At 63.0% G+C, this 16,738-nt stretch carries 12 protein-coding genes, 1 tRNA gene and 1 pseudogene; all 14 read left to right on the top strand.

Annotated features, from left to right (window positions below; all coding sequences use genetic code 11):
• Positions 1–146, top strand: a pseudogene (locus tag ACOZHM_RS20500) (elongation factor Tu); the annotation flags it as partial.
• A 99-nt stretch (positions 147–245) separates the two neighbouring features.
• Positions 246–321 (top strand) — tRNA-Trp (locus ACOZHM_RS20495).
• A 44-nt stretch (positions 322–365) separates the two neighbouring features.
• Positions 366–770 (top strand): preprotein translocase subunit SecE, encoded by a 405-nt coding sequence (secE, locus tag ACOZHM_RS20490; protein ID WP_421571194.1) that lies wholly within the window; start codon positions 366–368, stop codon positions 768–770.
• A 10-nt stretch (positions 771–780) separates the two neighbouring features.
• Entirely contained in the window at positions 781–1,341 is a 561-nt protein-coding gene (gene nusG / locus ACOZHM_RS20485; RefSeq protein WP_421571193.1) for a transcription termination/antitermination protein NusG, read from the top strand.
• A gap of 223 nt (positions 1,342–1,564) precedes the next feature.
• Positions 1,565–1,993 carry a 50S ribosomal protein L11 gene (rplK, locus tag ACOZHM_RS20480; RefSeq protein WP_421571192.1) on the top strand — a complete coding sequence of 143 codons (429 nt, stop codon included), beginning with the start codon at positions 1,565–1,567 and terminating at the stop codon, positions 1,991–1,993.
• 4 nt (positions 1,994–1,997) lie between these two features.
• Complete coding sequence (rplA, locus tag ACOZHM_RS20475) at positions 1,998–2,696, top strand: 50S ribosomal protein L1 (RefSeq protein ID WP_421571191.1); 699 nt, start codon at positions 1,998–2,000, stop codon at positions 2,694–2,696.
• A 385-nt stretch (positions 2,697–3,081) separates the two neighbouring features.
• A complete protein-coding gene (rplJ, locus tag ACOZHM_RS20470; RefSeq protein WP_421571190.1) occupies positions 3,082–3,615 on the top strand; it encodes a 50S ribosomal protein L10 in 534 nt (177 codons plus the stop codon).
• A 62-nt stretch (positions 3,616–3,677) separates the two neighbouring features.
• Entirely contained in the window at positions 3,678–4,046 is a 369-nt protein-coding gene (gene rplL, locus ACOZHM_RS20465; protein ID WP_421571189.1) for a 50S ribosomal protein L7/L12, read from the top strand.
• A gap of 260 nt (positions 4,047–4,306) precedes the next feature.
• A complete protein-coding gene (gene rpoB, locus ACOZHM_RS20460; protein ID WP_421571188.1) occupies positions 4,307–8,461 on the top strand; it encodes a DNA-directed RNA polymerase subunit beta in 4,155 nt (1,384 codons plus the stop codon).
• Between the two features lie 89 nt (positions 8,462–8,550).
• Positions 8,551–12,792, top strand: a complete 4,242-nt coding sequence (gene rpoC, locus ACOZHM_RS20455) for a DNA-directed RNA polymerase subunit beta' (RefSeq protein WP_421571187.1) — start codon at positions 8,551–8,553, stop codon at positions 12,790–12,792.
• A gap of 373 nt (positions 12,793–13,165) precedes the next feature.
• A complete protein-coding gene (gene rpsL, locus ACOZHM_RS20450; protein ID WP_025879344.1) occupies positions 13,166–13,540 on the top strand; it encodes a 30S ribosomal protein S12 in 375 nt (124 codons plus the stop codon).
• A 12-nt stretch (positions 13,541–13,552) separates the two neighbouring features.
• Positions 13,553–14,020, top strand: a complete 468-nt coding sequence (gene rpsG, locus ACOZHM_RS20445) for a 30S ribosomal protein S7 (RefSeq protein WP_313348940.1) — start codon at positions 13,553–13,555, stop codon at positions 14,018–14,020.
• A gap of 136 nt (positions 14,021–14,156) precedes the next feature.
• On the top strand, positions 14,157–16,301 hold the full coding sequence (gene fusA / locus ACOZHM_RS20440; RefSeq protein ID WP_421571186.1) for an elongation factor G: 2,145 nt from the start codon (positions 14,157–14,159) through the stop codon (positions 16,299–16,301).
• Between the two features lie 52 nt (positions 16,302–16,353).
• Positions 16,354–16,738, top strand: a 385-nt coding sequence (locus ACOZHM_RS20435; RefSeq protein WP_421570884.1) for a GTP-binding protein, incomplete at its 3' end; no start/stop codon positions are given.

The following is a 16,738-nucleotide window of genomic DNA, read 5'->3' as shown; positions in this document are numbered from 1 at the left end:
GCGTGGAAATGGTCATGCCGGGCGACAACGTGAAGATGGTTGTCACGCTGATCAACCCGGTCGCCATGGACGACGGCCTGCGCTTCGCGATTCGTGAAGGCGGCCGTACCGTCGGCGCCGGCGTGGTCGCCAAGATCATCGAGTAATCTGCAATACCGGCGGCAACGCATCGCTGCCGGTCTCGCGAACGGCGGGCCGGGAACCTCGGTCCGCCTTCGCCGTCTAAGGGAAGGCAGTTTTTCAGTACGCCAGTAGCTCAATTGGCAGAGCAGCGGTCTCCAAAACCGCAGGTTGGGGGTTCGAGTCCCTCCTGGCGTGCCACTTCTCCCTTCCAGCGGCCATGCCGCCTCAGCAGCCAGAGCCGGATGAACAGCAAGATCGAGCATTCCAAGGACACCTCCACCGGGGGTGACATCGTCAAGTACGCCGCCGCAGTGCTCCTGGCACTTGCGGGTCTTTTTGCTTGGTTCTGGTTCGGCATGCCCGAGCATGCGTCCCAGAATGCATGGTCCGGCCCGTTGCGTGGCCTGGGTGTTGCGGTTGGCCTTGCGGCCGGCCTTGGCGTGTTCCTGATGACCGCCAAGGGTCGCGACACGCGTGAATTCCTTTCCGAATCCCGTTTCGAGCTGCGCAAGGTGGTCTGGCCGACGCGCCAGGAGGCCATGCGCATGACCTGGGTGGTGATGGTCGTGGTGATCATCCTCAGCCTGCTGCTCGGCGGCTTTGATTTCTTGATTCAGAAAGCGATCCAGTTGTTCCTGGGTCGATAAGGAGAAACCTGTGAAGCGTTGGTATGTCGTTCACGCCTATTCAGGCTTCGAAAAGTCGGTTGCACAGGCGCTGCGCGATCGCATCGTGCGTGACGAGATGCAGGAGCGCTTCGGTGACGTCCTGGTTCCGACCGAGGAAGTGGTCGAGATGCGCTCCGGCCAGAAGCGCCGTTCCGAGCGCAAATTCTTCCCGGGCTACGTGCTGGTGCAGATCGAGACCCACGAAGAGAACGGCATTCCGCGCATCGACAACGAAAGCTGGCATCTGGTGAAGGACACTTCCAAGGTGCTGGGCTTCATTGGCGGCACCGCCGACCGTCCGTTGCCGATCGCCGATCATGAGGCCGAGGCCATTCTGAACCGCGTTCAGGATGGTATCGAGAAGCCCCGTCCGAAGGTCCTGTTCGAGCCGGGCCAGATGGTCCGCGTCACCGAAGGTCCGTTCAACGACTTCAACGGTGTGGTCGAAGAGGTCAACTACGAGAAGAGCCGTCTGCGCGTCTCGGTGCTGATCTTCGGTCGCGCCACCCCGGTCGAGCTCGAGTTCGGCCAGGTCGAAAAGGCCGTCTGACGGGGTAGAGCCAGGCCATGCCTGGCTGCAGAGCCCGCGCATTCACGCTGGCCTCCGAAAACCTGATATAGTGCGCGGCTTCCTGCCAGGAAGCTGGCAAAAAGCAAGGGCCGCCGCGAGGTGGCCTTCTGCGTGAATTCAAAAACGCGATGCCGGGACGCGAGATTCCCGGTCCGATGGGGAGCCTGTGGTCGCAAGGCGCTAGCACCCGGAGAGTATTCACATGGCAAAGAAAGTAGTTGGTTACATCAAGCTGCAGGTGAAGGCCGGTCAGGCCAACCCCTCGCCGCCGGTCGGTCCCGCGCTGGGTCAGCGTGGCCTGAACATCATGGAATTCTGCAAGGCCTTCAATGCCGCCACGGCGAAGCATGAGCAGGGTCTGCCGGTTCCGGTGATCATCACCGCCTATTCGGACCGTACCTTCACCTTCATCACCAAGAGCACGCCGGCAACGACGCTGCTGAAGAAGGCCGCTGGCGTGTCCTCGGGCTCCAAGCGCCCGAACACCGACAAGATCGGCAAGGTGACCCGCAAGCAGCTGGAAGAGATCGCCAAGGCGAAGGAAGCTGACCTGACGGCCGCCGACCTGGACGCCGCCGTGCGTACGATTGCCGGTTCTGCCCGTTCCATGGGCCTTGTGGTAGAGGGTTAAGAAGATGGCACAGACCAAGCGTGAGAAGGCCATCAAGGCCGCCGTCGTCCCGGGCAAGGCATATGCCTTCGAAGACGCAATCAAGATCCTGAAGACCGCTACCAAGGCCAAGTTCGTCGAGTCCTTCGACGTCGCTGTGCGCCTGGGCGTGGACGCCAAGAAGTCCGACCAGCAGGTGCGCGGTTCGACCGTGCTGCCGGCCGGTACCGGCAAGAGCGTGCGCGTTGCCGTCTTCGCACCGGCCGGTGCCAAGGCTGACGAAGCCCTGGCCGCTGGCGCGGAAGCCGTGGGCATGGACGACCTGGCCGAGAAGATGCAGGCCGGCGATCTGAACTACGACGTCGTCATCGCGACCCCGGACGCCATGCGCGTCGTGGGTAAGCTGGGCACCGTGCTCGGCCCGCGCGGCCTGATGCCGAACCCGAAGGTCGGCACCGTGTCGGCCAACCCGGGCGAAGCCGTCAAGAATGCCAAGTCGGGTCAGGTGCGTTACCGCACCGACAAGGCCGGCATCATCCACTGCACCATCGGCAAGGCCGACTTCGCCGAAGACGCGCTGAAGTCGAACCTGCAGGCGCTGCTGCTGGACCTGATCAAGGCCAAGCCGGCTACCTCGAAGGGCCTGTACCTGCAGAAGGTGTCGGTCAGCTCGACGATGGGCCCGGGCGTCACCGTCGACACCTCGTCGCTGACCCTGAAGTAATCGTTTCAAGCGGGTGGGCGGCTTCGGTCGCCTGCCCGTGAATTTTGAAGGCATCCGAGCGGGCTCGCCCCGCGGAGAAGCCGTCAAAGACCGCAGGCGCGGTCGTTACATACCGGCGACGGGCAGGGATGCTCGCATTGGCAGGGAGTCGCCGCCGGCGCAGTACCGATCGCTTAATGGATTCCCTCGGGAATCACCCTGCGTAGATGGTGCCCTTCTGGAGTTTTTCTGGTTCACGCACGTCTGGGTTCACCCAGGTTGGCCATCCAGGTCTAGAACGGCCCACCCTTGGAACATCAACCCGATGTTCCCGGCGTCCAGGACGGATGCCGCCCAGGACCGCAAACGGCAGGAGCCGTAAGCGGAGTTCAATTGGAGGAGTGCAATGGCTCTCAATCTGTCCCAGAAGCAAGAAGTAGTGGCCGAGGTTGCGGACGTCGCTGCCAAGGCTCACTCCTTGATCGCAGCCCATTACGCTGGCACCACGGTCTCCCAGATGACCGCGATGCGCAAGCAGGCCCGCGAAACCGGCGTTTTCTTGAAGGTTGTCAAGAACACGCTGGCCGAGCGCGCCGTCAAGGGCACCGAGTTCGAATGTGCAACGGACAAGTTCACCGGTCCGATGCTGTTCGCTTTCTCGCTCGAGGAGCCCGGCGCAGCCGGTCGCCTGATCAAGGAAGCTGCCAAGAACAACGCCAAGCTGCTTCCGCAGGTCGTTGCCATTGGTGGTGAAGTGTTCCCGGCAAGCCACGTTGACGTGCTGGCATCGCTGCCGACCCGCGATCAGGCCCTGGCCATGCTGGCCCGCGTCCTGACCGAGCCGGTCACGATGTTCGCCCGCGCGATCAAGGCCATCGGCGACAAGCAGAACGGTGGCGAAACCGCCGACGCTGCCGAGCCGGTTGCCGAAACCGCCTGAGTCGCTGTTTACGGGGTTCCTGACGGAACCTGAACCCAGAAAATTATCCAAAGGTAATCAAAATGTCCCTTACCAACGAACAGATCGTCGACGCCATCGCCGAGAAGTCCCTGATGGAAGTGATGGAGCTGGTCAAGGCCATCGAAGAGAAGTTCGGCGTCTCCGCCGCTGCTCCGGTCGCCGTTGCTGGCCCGGCCGGTCCGGCTGCTGTTGTCGAAGAGCAGACCGAATTCGACGTCATCCTGAAGTCGGCCGGCGACAAGAAGGTCGAAGTCATCAAGGCTGTCCGCGCCATCACCGGCCTGGGCCTGAAGGAAGCGAAGGACCTGGCAGAAGCTGGCGGCATGATCAAGGAAGCCGCTTCGAAGGACGACGCTGCCAAGTTCAAGAAGGACCTGGAAGCTGCTGGCGCGACTGTCGAAGTCAAGTAAGCACTTCCTTGCGTCGCCATCGAAACACGGCGATGCAGCCAAGGCTGGGGGCGTAAGCCCCCGGCCTTTGGTCGTTGTTGCGACAACGGTCAAATCCAACACGCGTTGCATTACCGGCCCAGGCCGGCGAGTTGGTAGTTGGAAGTAGCAAGAGAAGGCGTGCTGGTGCCGGCAATACCAGCGACTTCCAACTGACAATTTTCATGTTCCCTTCGGGCCACGCCTCCATGGCGGGGCCCGCACAGCCAAGGTGAGACCCCATGACGTCATATTCGTTCACCGAAAAGAAGCGTATCCGCAAGGATTTCGGCAAGCAGCGCTCGATCCTCGAAGTGCCGTTCCTGCTGGCCATCCAGGTGGATTCCTATCGCGAATTCCTGCAGGAAAACGTGGATCCGGCCAAGCGCCGTGATCTCGGCCTGCACGCGGCCCTGAAGTCGGTGTTCCCGATCGCCAGCTACAGCGGCAACGCTGCGCTGGAATACGTCGGCTACAAGCTTGGCGACCCGGTGTTTGACGAGCGCGAGTGCCGCCAGCGCGGCATGAGCTACGGCGCGCCGCTGCGCGTGACCGTGCGCCTGGTGATCTACGACCGCGAGTCGTCGACCAAGGCCATCAAGTACGTGAAGGAGCAGGAGGTCTACCTCGGCGAAATCCCGCTGATGACCGACAACGGCACCTTCATCGTGAACGGTACCGAGCGCGTGATCGTCTCGCAGCTGCACCGTTCGCCGGGCGTGTTCTTCGACCACGACCGTGGCAAGACCCACAGCTCGGGCAAGCTGCTGTACAGCGCCCGCATCATTCCTTACCGCGGTTCCTGGCTGGACTTCGAGTTCGACCCGAAGGATGCCCTGTTCACCCGTATCGACCGTCGCCGCAAGCTGCCGGTGTCGATCCTGCTGCGTGCGCTGGGTTACAGCAACGAAGAAATGCTGGCCGAGTTCTTCGAGATCAACACGTTCCACATCAATCCCGATGAGGGCGTGCAGCTCGAACTGGTTGCCGAGCGCCTGCGCGGCGAGACCCTGAACTTCGACCTGGCCGACGGCGACAAGGTCATCGTCGAAGCCGGCAAGCGCATCACCGCGCGCCACGTCAAGCAGTTGGAAGCCTCGGGCATTGCCGCCCTGGCCGTGCCGGACGATTACATCGTCGGCCGCATCCTGTCGCACGACGTGGTCGATGCCAACACCGGTGAGCTGCTGGCCCAGGCCAACGACGAAATCACCGACGAACAGCTGCAGGCCTTCCGCAAGGCCGGCGTCGATGCCGTGGGCACCCTGTGGGTGAACGACCTGGATCGTGGCCCGTACCTGTCCAACACCCTGCGCATCGATCCGACCAAGACGCAGCTGGAAGCGCTGGTCGAAATCTACCGCATGATGCGTCCGGGCGAGCCGCCGACCAAGGATGCCGCGCAGAACCTGTTCCACAACCTGTTCTTCACCTTCGAGCGCTACGACCTGTCCACGGTCGGCCGCATGAAGTTCAACCGCCGTGTCGGCCGCAAGGCCGTCACCGGCGAAGCCGTGCTGTACGACCGCAAGTACTTCGGTGAGCGCAACGACGAAGAGTCCAAGCGCCTGGTCGCCGAGCACGGCGAAAGCTCCGACATCCTGGAAGTGATCAAGGTCCTGACCGAGATCCGCAACGGTCGTGGCGTGGTCGATGACATCGATCACCTGGGCAACCGTCGCGTCCGTTCGGTCGGTGAAATGGCCGAGAACGTGTTCCGCGTGGGCCTGGTCCGCGTCGAGCGCGCGGTCAAGGAGCGCCTGTCGATGGCCGAGTCCGAAGGGCTGACCCCGCAGGAGCTGATCAACGCCAAGCCGGTCGCCGCTGCCATCAAGGAGTTCTTCGGCTCCTCGCAGCTGTCCCAGTTCATGGATCAGAACAACCCGCTGTCGGAAGTGACGCACAAGCGTCGCGTCTCGGCCCTGGGCCCGGGCGGCCTGACCCGCGAACGCGCCGGCTTCGAAGTGCGCGACGTGCACCCGACCCATTACGGCCGCGTCTGCACCATCGAAACGCCGGAAGGCCCGAACATCGGCCTGATCAACTCGCTGGCCGTGTACGCCCGCACCAACCAGTACGGTTTCCTTGAGACCCCGTACCGCAAGGTGCACGACGGCAAGGTCTCCGACGAGATCGAGTTCCTGTCGGCCATCGAGGAAAACGAGTACGTCATCGCCCAGGCAAACGCCCTGACCGATGCCAAGAGCATGCTCACCGAGCAGTTCGTGCCGTGCCGTTTCCAGGGTGAGTCGCTGCTGAAGCCGCCGGCGGAAGTCCACTTCATGGACGTCTCGCCGATGCAGACCGTGTCGATCGCCGCCGCGCTGGTTCCGTTCCTGGAACACGATGACGCGAACCGTGCACTGATGGGCGCCAACATGCAGCGCCAGGCCGTGCCGACCCTGCGTGCGCAGAAGCCGCTGGTGGGTACCGGTATCGAACGCGCCGTGGCCCGTGACTCGGGTGTGACCGTCAACGCCCGTCGTGGTGGCGAGATCGTGCAGATCGACGCCGGCCGCATCGTGGTCAAGGTGAATGAAGCCGAGATCACCGACGCGACCGACGCCGGCGTGGACATCTACAACCTGATCAAGTACACCCGCTCCAACCAGAACACCTGCATCAACCAGCGTCCGCTGGTGGAAGTGGGCAACGTGGTGGCGCGTGGCGACGTGCTGGCCGACGGCCCGTCCACCGACATCGGCGAACTGGCCCTGGGCCAGAACATGCTGATCGCGTTCATGCCGTGGAACGGCTACAACTTCGAAGACTCCATCCTGCTCTCCGAGCGCGTGGTGGAAGAGGATCGTTACACCACGATCCACATCGAAGAGCTGACCTGCGTCGCGCGTGACACCAAGCTGGGGCCGGAGGAAATCTCGGCCGACATCCCGAACGTCTCCGAGCAGGCGCTGAACCGCCTCGACGAGTCCGGCGTGGTGTACATCGGCGCCGAAGTGCGCGCCGGCGACATCATGGTCGGCAAGGTCACGCCGAAGGGCGAAAGCCAGCTGACCCCGGAAGAGAAGCTGCTTCGCGCCATCTTCGGCGAGAAGGCGTCCGACGTGAAGGACAGCTCGCTGCGCGTGCCGCCGGGCATGGACGGCACCGTCATCGACGTGCAGGTCTTCACCCGCGACGGCATCGAGAAGGACAAGCGTGCGCGCCAGATCGAAGAGAACGAGATCAAGCGCGTCAAGAAGGACTTCGACGACCAGTTCCGCATCCTGGAAGCGGCCATCTACGCACGCCTGCGCTCGCAGATCGTGGGCAAGGTGGCCAACGGTGGTACCAACCTGAAGAAGGGTGACACCATCTCCGACGCCTACCTGGACGGCCTGAAGAAGGCTGACTGGTTCGTGCTGCGCATGAAGGACGAGGACGCCTCGGAAGCCATCGAACGCGCCCAGAAGCAGATCCAGGCGCACGAGAAGGAATTCGAGCGTCGCTTCGCCGACAAGCGCGGCAAGATCACCGCCGGTGACGACCTCGCCCCGGGCGTGCTGAAGATGGTCAAGGTGTTCCTGGCCGTGAAGCGCCGCATCCAGCCGGGCGACAAGATGGCCGGCCGCCACGGCAACAAGGGTGTGGTCTCCAACGTGGTGCCGGTCGAGGACATGCCGTACATGGCCTCGGGCGAAACCGTGGACATCGTGCTGAACCCGCTGGGCGTGCCGTCGCGTATGAACATCGGCCAGATCCTGGAAGTGCATCTGGGCTGGGCCGCAAAGGGCCTGGGCCGCAAGATCCAGGGCATGCTCGAGGCGCAGGCCGCGATCAGTGACCTGCGCAAGTTCCTGGACGACGTGTACAACCACGACAAGACCCAGCACGCCAACCACGTCGACCTGACCCAGTTCAGCGACGAGGAGCTGCTGCGCCTGGCCGGCAACCTGACCGACGGCGTGCCGATGGCCACCCCGGTGTTCGACGGTGCCACCGAAGCCGAGATCAAGCACATGCTTGCCCTGGCGGACCTGCCGCTCAGCGGCCAGACCCAGCTGTTCGACGGCCGTACCGGTGAGGCATTCGATCGCCACACCACCGTGGGCTACATGCACTACCTGAAGCTGAACCACCTGGTCGACGACAAGATGCACGCCCGTTCGACCGGTCCGTACTCGCTCGTTACCCAGCAGCCGCTGGGCGGCAAGGCGCAGTTCGGTGGCCAGCGCTTCGGTGAAATGGAAGTCTGGGCGCTGGAAGCCTACGGCGCGGCCTACACCCTGCAGGAAATGCTGACGGTGAAGTCCGATGACGTGCAGGGCCGCAACCAGATGTACAAGAACATCGTCGACGGTGAGCACGAGATGGTCGCGGGCATGCCGGAATCCTTCAACGTTCTCGTGAAGGAAATCCGCTCGCTGGCCATCAACATGGAACTGGAAGACAACTGATCGCGCAGGCGCGGCTGCCCCGGCAGCCGCGCCGCCGGATGTGACCTGACAGCCCATCGACAAAGATTTCCTCCTTTCGGAGAAACACCATGAAAGACCTGCTCAACCTCTTCAACCAGCAGCGCCAGACGCTGGACTTCGACGCGATCAAGATCGCGCTGGCCTCGCCGGACCTGATCCGTTCGTGGTCCTTCGGCGAAGTGAAGAAGCCGGAAACCATCAATTACCGTACCTTCAAGCCGGAGCGTGACGGCCTGTTCTGCGCCGCCATCTTCGGGCCGGTCAAGGACTACGAGTGCCTGTGCGGCAAGTACAAGCGCATGAAGCACCGCGGCGTGGTCTGCGAAAAGTGCGGCACCGAAGTCACCCTGGCCAAGGTCCGCCGCGAGCGCATGGGTCACATCGACCTGGCCTCGCCGGTCGCGCACATCTGGTTCCTCAAGTCGCTGCCGTCGCGCATCGGCCTGATGCTGGACATGACCCTGCGTGACATCGAGCGCGTGCTGTACTTCGAAGCGTACGTGGTGACCGAGCCGGGCCTGACCGCCCTGGAGCGCCGCCAGCTGCTGACCGAAGAACAGTACCTGCAGGCCCGCCAGGAGCACGGCGACGACTTCGACGCCGCCATGGGCGCCGAGGCCGTGTACGAGCTGCTGCGCACCATCGACCTGCAGTCGGAAATGACCCGCCTGCGCGAAGAGATCGCCAGCACCGGTTCGGAAACCAAGCTCAAGCGCCTCACCAAGCGCATCAAGCTGGTCGAAGCCTTCCTCGAGTCGGGCAACCGTCCGGAGTGGATGGTCATGACCGTGCTGCCGGTGCTGCCGCCGGACCTGCGTCCGCTGGTGCCGCTGGACGGTGGCCGCTTCGCGACCTCCGACCTGAACGACCTGTACCGCCGCGTCATCAACCGCAACAACCGCCTGCGCCGCCTGCTCGAGCTGAACGCGCCGGACATCATCGTGCGCAATGAAAAGCGCATGCTGCAGGAATCGGTCGATGCGCTGCTGGACAACGGCCGTCGCGGCCGTGCCATCACCGGCACCAACAAGCGCCCGCTGAAGTCGCTGGCCGACATGATCAAGGGCAAGCAGGGTCGCTTCCGCCAGAACCTGCTGGGCAAGCGCGTCGACTACTCGGGCCGTTCGGTCATCGTGGTCGGCCCGTACCTGCGCCTGCACCAGTGCGGCCTGCCGAAGAAGATGGCGCTCGAACTGTTCAAGCCGTTCGTGTTCGCCAAGCTGCAGCGTCGTGGCCTGGCCACCACCATCAAGGCCGCCAAGAAGCTGGTCGAGCGCGAAGAAGCCGAAGTCTGGGACATCCTGGAAGAGGTCATCCGCGAACACCCGGTCATGCTGAACCGTGCGCCGACCCTGCACCGTCTGGGCATCCAGGCGTTCGAGCCGGTCCTGATCGAAGGCAAGGCCATCCAGCTGCACCCGCTGGTCTGCACCGCGTTCAACGCCGACTTCGACGGTGACCAGATGGCCGTCCACGTGCCGCTCTCGCTGGAAGCCCAGCTGGAAGCGCGTGCGCTGATGATGTCGACCAACAACATCCTGTCGCCGGCCAACGGCGAGCCGATCATCGTGCCGTCGCAGGACGTCGTGCTGGGTCTGTACTACATGACCCGCTCGCTGGAAAACAAGAAGGGCGAGGGCATGGCCTTCGCCAACATCGCCGAAGTCAAGCGCGCCTACGACAACCGCGTGGTGGAACTGCACGCGCGCGTCAAGGTCCGCATCACCGAAGTGGTGACCGACGAGGAAGGCAACAAGCAGAACAAGACCTCGATCGTGGACACCACGATCGGTCGCGCCCTGCTGGCTGAAATCCTGCCGGAAGGCCTGCCGTTCGCGCTGGCCAACACCGAGCTGACCAAGAAGAACATCAGCCGCCTGATCAACTCCAGCTACCGTCAGCTGGGCTTGAAGGACACGGTCGTGTTCGCCGACAAGCTGATGTACACCGGCTTCGCCTACGCAACCCGCGCCGGCGTGTCGATCGGTATCGACGACATGCTGATCCCGGACGAGAAGAAGGGCATCCTCACCGAGGCCGAAGCCGAAGTGCTGGAAATCCAGGAGCAGTACCAGTCGGGTCTGGTCACCGCCGGCGAGCGCTACAACAAGGTGGTCGACATCTGGTCGCGTACCAATGAACGCATCGCCAAGGCGATGATGGACACCATTGGTACCGAGAAGGTGATCAACGCCAAGGGCGAGACCATCGACCAGAAGTCGATGAACTCGCTGTACATCATGGCCGACTCCGGTGCACGAGGCAGCCAGGCGCAGATCCGTCAGCTGGCCGGTATGCGTGGCCTGATGGCGCGTCCGGACGGCTCGATCATCGAAACGCCCATCAAGGCGAACTTCCGTGAAGGCCTGAACGTACAGGAATACTTCAACTCCACCCACGGTGCCCGTAAGGGTCTGGCCGATACCGCGCTGAAGACCGCCAACTCGGGTTACCTGACCCGTCGTCTGGTCGACGTGGCGCAGGACGTGGTCATCACCGAGGTGGATTGCGGTACCACCGAAGGCCTGACCATGACCCCGATCGTGGAAGGCGGCGACGTCGTGGAGCCGTTGAAGGAGCGCGTGCTGGGTCGCGTCGTGGCCGAGGACGTGTTCCTGCCGGGCAACGATGAAGATCCGATCGTGACCCGCAACACCCTGCTGGACGAACAGTGGGTGGCCAAGCTGGAAGATGCCGGCGTGCAGAGCATCAAGGTGCGCTCGACGATCTCCTGCGCCTCGGCGTTCGGTGTCTGCGGCCGCTGCTACGGCCGAGATCTGGCCCGTGGCCACATCGTCAACATCGGTGAAGCGGTGGGCGTCATCGCCGCACAGTCGATCGGTGAGCCGGGTACCCAGCTGACCATGCGTACGTTCCACATCGGTGGTGCGGCATCGCGTGCGGCTGCGGTCGACAACATCACCGTCAAGACCACTGGTTCGGTGAAGTTCAACAACCTCAAGTCGGTCGAGCACGCCAATGGCTCGCTGGTTGCCGTCTCGCGCTCGGGTGAAATCTCGGTGCTGGATGCGCACGGCCGTGAGCGTGAGCGTTACAAGCTGCCGTACGGCTCGATGATCGCTTCCAAGGATGGCGATGCAGTGAAGGCTGGCCAGACCGTGGCCAACTGGGACCCGCATAACCACCCGATCGTGTCCGAAGTGGCCGGTTTCATCCGCTTCATCGACTTCATCGACGGCGTGACCGTCACCGAGAAGACCGACGAACTGACCGGCCTGGCCTCGCGCGAAATCACCGATCCGAAGCGTCGTGGCTCGCAGGCCAAGGAACTGCGCCCGATCGTGCGTATCGTGGATGCCAAGGGCAATGACCTGACCATCCCGAACACCGATCTGCCGGCCCAGTACCTGCTGCCGCCGCGCTCCATCGTCAACCTGCAGGACGGCGCCGCCGTCGGCGTGGGTGACGTGGTCGCCAAGATCCCGCAGGAAGCGTCCAAGACCCGCGACATCACCGGTGGTCTGCCGCGCGTGGCCGATCTGTTCGAAGCCCGCAAGCCGAAGGATCCGGCGATCCTGGCCGAACGCTCGGGCATCATCAGCTTCGGCAAGGACACCAAGGGCAAGCAGCGCCTGATCATCAAGGACACCGATGGTTCGGAACACGAAGAGCTGATCCCGAAGTACCGCCAGGTGATCGTGTTCGAAGGTGAGCACGTGACCAAGGGCGAGACCATCGTGGACGGCGAGCCGAGCCCGCAGGACATCCTGCGTCTGCTGGGTGTCGAGCCGCTGGCCGCTTACCTGGTCAAGGAAATCCAGGACGTGTACCGCCTGCAGGGCGTGAAGATCAACGACAAGCACATCGAGGTCATCACCCGCCAGATGCTGCGCAAGGTCGAGATCACCGACCAGGGCAGCAGCAAGTTCCTGAATGGCGAGCAGGCCGAGCGCCAGCGCGTCATCGAGGAAAATGCACGCCTGACCACCCGCAACGAGCTGATCGCCCGTTTCGACCCGGTCCTGCTGGGCATCACCAAGGCGTCGCTGGCGACCGAGTCGTTCATCTCTGCGGCCTCGTTCCAGGAAACCACCCGCGTGCTGACCGAGGCTGCCGTCCGCGGCACCTCGGACAACCTGCGCGGCCTGAAGGAAAACGTCATCGTCGGCCGTCTGATCCCGGCCGGTACCGGCCTGGCGTACCACGCCAACCGTCGCAAGAACGCCTCTGGGCTGACCGATTCGGAAATGCAGCAGCTGTCCGGTTCGCCGGTGGTGGCTGACGTGGCTCCGGTCGCCCCGGTGGCAGTGGAATCGACCGAAGCCGAATCGGCTGCCGGCGAGGAATGAGAAAACGGTCCGACCCGAAAGGGTCGGACCACCTTCGGCTGACGATCGACCTTGGGTCGGACGACATTCGAAGGGGTAGGGCGCCACCGTCGGTGGTGCCATGCCGGTCTCATGGGTGGCATAACCGCCACCGATGAGGTAGGATGCCCGCCGGCCTTCGAAAGGGGGCCGGTTTGACAACCTGAACGGGGGGCAAGGAAAAGGCTCCCCTGTAACGGCCCGGGATCAGGGCTGGCTTGGCGCGTGCGCGGTTGACTGCGTTTTCGCCGGGTTGCTACAATCGTCTGTCTCAGCAGGCCGGTTTCTCGCCTGCTCGCACATATCCGCATTCATGGCCAGTCTTTTCATTGGCCTCTCTCAGAAGAACTTACTGATGGCGACGATCAATCAGCTTGTCCGCAAGCCGCGGCAGGCAACCACTTACAAGAGTGCCTCCCCGGCTCTTGAAAAGTGCCCCCAGCGCCGTGGCGTCTGCACGCGCGTGTACACCACCACTCCGAAGAAGCCGAACTCGGCGCTTCGCAAGGTTGCCAAGGTCCGCCTGACCAACCAGGAAGAAGTGATTAGCTATATCGGCGGCGAAGGCCACAACCTGCAGGAGCACTCCGTGGTCCTGATCCGTGGCGGTCGCGTCAAGGATCTGCCGGGTGTGCGTTACCACACCGTTCGTGGTTCGCTGGACGCCTCGGGCGTTGCCAAGCGTCGTCAGGGCCGTTCCAAGTACGGCGCCAAGCGTCCGAAGAGCTAAGGGAAAGTACACATGTCTCGTAAAGGTAATACGCCGCAGCGCTCTGTCCTGCCGGATCCGAAGCACGGAAGTGAAACCATCGCACGCTTCATCAACATGGTGATGCTGAGCGGCAAGAAGTCGGTCGCTGAAAAGATCGTCTATGGTGCCATGGATGTGATCGGCGAAAAGAACCCGAACACCATCGAGCTGGTTCAGAAGGCTCTGGACAACGTGGCTCCGTCGGTCGAAGTGAAGTCCCGCCGCGTCGGCGGTGCGACCTACCAGGTGCCGGTCGAAGTGCGTTCGTCGCGCAAGATGGCCCTGGCCATGCGCTGGCTGATCGACTCGGCTCGCAAGCGTGGTGAAAACACCATGCCGAAGAAGCTGGCTGCAGAACTGCTGGATGCCTCGGAAAACCGTGGCGGCGCGATCAAGAAGCGCGAAGAAACCCACCGCATGGCCGAAGCCAACAAGGCCTTCGCCCACTACCGCTGGTGAGTTTGACGGCCTTGTAAAACAGGCATGGCAGCACCATCAAGGTGCTGCCTCGCGGCCCCAGAAGGGCTGCGCCAATCCGAAGGCCGCCGAAAGGCGGCGTTCGGCCATCCGAATTCCAAGAAATTGAGAGGCTCCCGTGGCCCGCACCACTCCCATCGAGCGTTACCGCAACTTCGGCATCATGGCCCACATCGATGCCGGCAAGACCACCACGTCCGAGCGCATCCTGTTCTACACCGGCAAGAGCCACAAGATCGGTGAAGTGCACGACGGCGCCGCCACCATGGACTGGATGGAGCAGGAGCAGGAGCGTGGCATCACGATCCAGTCCGCTGCCACCACCGCGTTCTGGAAGGGCATGGACAAGTCCCTGCCGGAGCATCGCTTCAACATCATCGACACCCCCGGACACGTCGACTTCACCATCGAAGTGGAGCGCTCGCTGCGCGTGCTCGACGGTGCCGTGTTCGTGCTGTGCGCCGTCGGTGGCGTGCAGCCGCAGTCGGAAACCGTGTGGCGCCAGGCCAACCGGTACAAGGTGCCGCGCATCGCGTTCGTCAACAAGATGGACCGCACCGGCGCGAACTTCACCAAGGTCGTTGGCCAGCTGAAGGCCAAGTTGGGTGCCGTCGCCGTGCCGATGCAGCTGCCGATCGGCGCTGAAGAAGGCTTCAAGGGCGTGATCGACCTCGTCAAGATGAAGGGCATCGAGTGGGATGACGCTTCTCAGGGCATGAAGTTCAAGTACCTGGACATCCCGGCCGCCATGCAGGCGGAGGCCGAAGAGGCCCGTACCTTCATGATCGAAGCCGCGGCTGAAGCCAGCGAAGAGCTGATGGAAAAGTACCTGGGCGGCGAAGAGCTGACCGAGGCCGAAATCATCGAAGCGCTGCGCGTGCGCACGCTGGCGACCGACATCGTGCCGATGTACTGCGGTTCCGCGTTCAAGAACAAGGGCGTGCAGGCCATGCTGGACGGCGTGGTGCAGCTGCTGCCGTCGCCGATCGACGTGCCGGACGTGACCGGTACCGACGTGGACGACGAAGCCATCGCGCTGAGCCGCAAGTCCGACGACAAGGCGCCGTTCTCGGCCCTGGCTTTCAAGATCATCACCGACCCGTTCGTGGGCGCGCTGACCTTCTTCCGTGTCTACTCGGGCACGCTGAATGCCGGCGACCAGCTGCTGAACTCGGTGAAGGGCAAGAAGGAGCGCATCGGCCGCATCCTGCAGATGCACTCCAACGATCGTGAAGAGATCAAGGAAGTGCTGGCCGGTGACATCGCCGCGGCCGTGGGTCTGAAGGACACCACCACCGGCGACACGCTGTGCTCGCAGGACCACCCGATCATCCTGGAGCGCATGGTGTTCCCGGAGCCGGTGATCTCGATGGCCGTCGAACCGAAGACCAAGTCCGACCAGGAAAAGATGGGTCTGGCGCTGGGTCGTCTGGCCGCGGAAGATCCGTCGTTCCGCGTCAAGACCGACGAAGAATCCGGCCAGACCATCATCTCGGGCATGGGCGAGCTGCACCTGGACATCATCGTTGACCGCATGAAGCGCGAGTTCAACGTGGAAGCCAACGTCGGTAAGCCGCAGGTGGCCTACCGCGAAACCATCCAGCTGGCCGACGTCAAGTCCGACTACAAGCACGCCAAGCAGTCCGGTGGTAAGGGTCAGTACGGTCACGTTGTGATCGAGCTGTCGCCGATCACCGCTGAAGACCGTGCCGACCCGAAGATTTCGGCGCTGATCAAGGATGATTTCCTGTTCATCAACGACATCACCGGTGGCGTGATTCCGAAGGAATTCATCGCTCCGATCGAAAAGGGTCTGCGCGAAACCATCACCAGCGGTCCGCTGGCGGGCTTCCCGGTGGTGGATGTCAAGGTCAAGCTGGTGTTCGGCTCGTACCACGACGTCGACTCCTCGGAAATGGCGTTCAAGCTGGCTGCGTCGATGGCCTTCAAGCAGGGCTTCAATAAGGCCAAGCCGGTTCTGCTGGAGCCGATCATGAAGGTCGAGATCGTGACCCCGAGCGATTACCAGGGTGACGTGATGGGCGACGTCAGCCGTCGTCGCGGCATGCTGCAGGGTTCGAGCGTGACCGGTGACGGTTCGGCCGAAATCATCAACGCGATGATCCCGCTGGGCGAAATGTTCGGTTACGCCACCTCGCTGCGTTCGCAGACCCAGGGTCGCGCAACGTTCACGATGGAATTCGACCACTACGAGCCGGCGCCGAGCAACATCGCCGAAGCCGTGATCACCAAGAAGGCCTGAGCATAAGCTCGGGTCTTCACCTCCCTCTTTCTGATATTCAAGGTAGACAACAATGGCAAAGGGTAAGTTCGAGCGCACCAAGCCGCACGTCAACGTCGGCACCATCGGTCACGTCGATCATGGCAAGACCACGCTGACTGCTGCGCTGACCAAGATCGGCGCAGAGCGCTTCGGTGGCGAATTCAAGGATTACTCCGCGATCGACGCCGCGCCGGAAGAAAAGGCCCGCGGTATCACGATCTCGACCGCACACGTCGAATACGAATCCGAAAACCGTCACTACGCCCACGTCGATTGCCCGGGCCATGCCGACTACGTCAAGAACATGATCACCGGTGCTGCCCAGATGGACGGCGCGATCCTGGTCTGTTCGGCCGCTGACGGCCCGATGCCGCAGACCCGCGAGCACATCCTGCTGTCGCGTCAGGTCGGCGTGC

This window comes from Stenotrophomonas sp. PD6, assembly GCF_049199305.1.
Taxonomy (GTDB): Bacteria; Pseudomonadota; Gammaproteobacteria; order Xanthomonadales; family Xanthomonadaceae; genus Stenotrophomonas.
The sequence above is the reverse complement of the archived record's forward strand: the minus strand, read 5'-3'. Positions and strand labels throughout refer to the sequence as shown.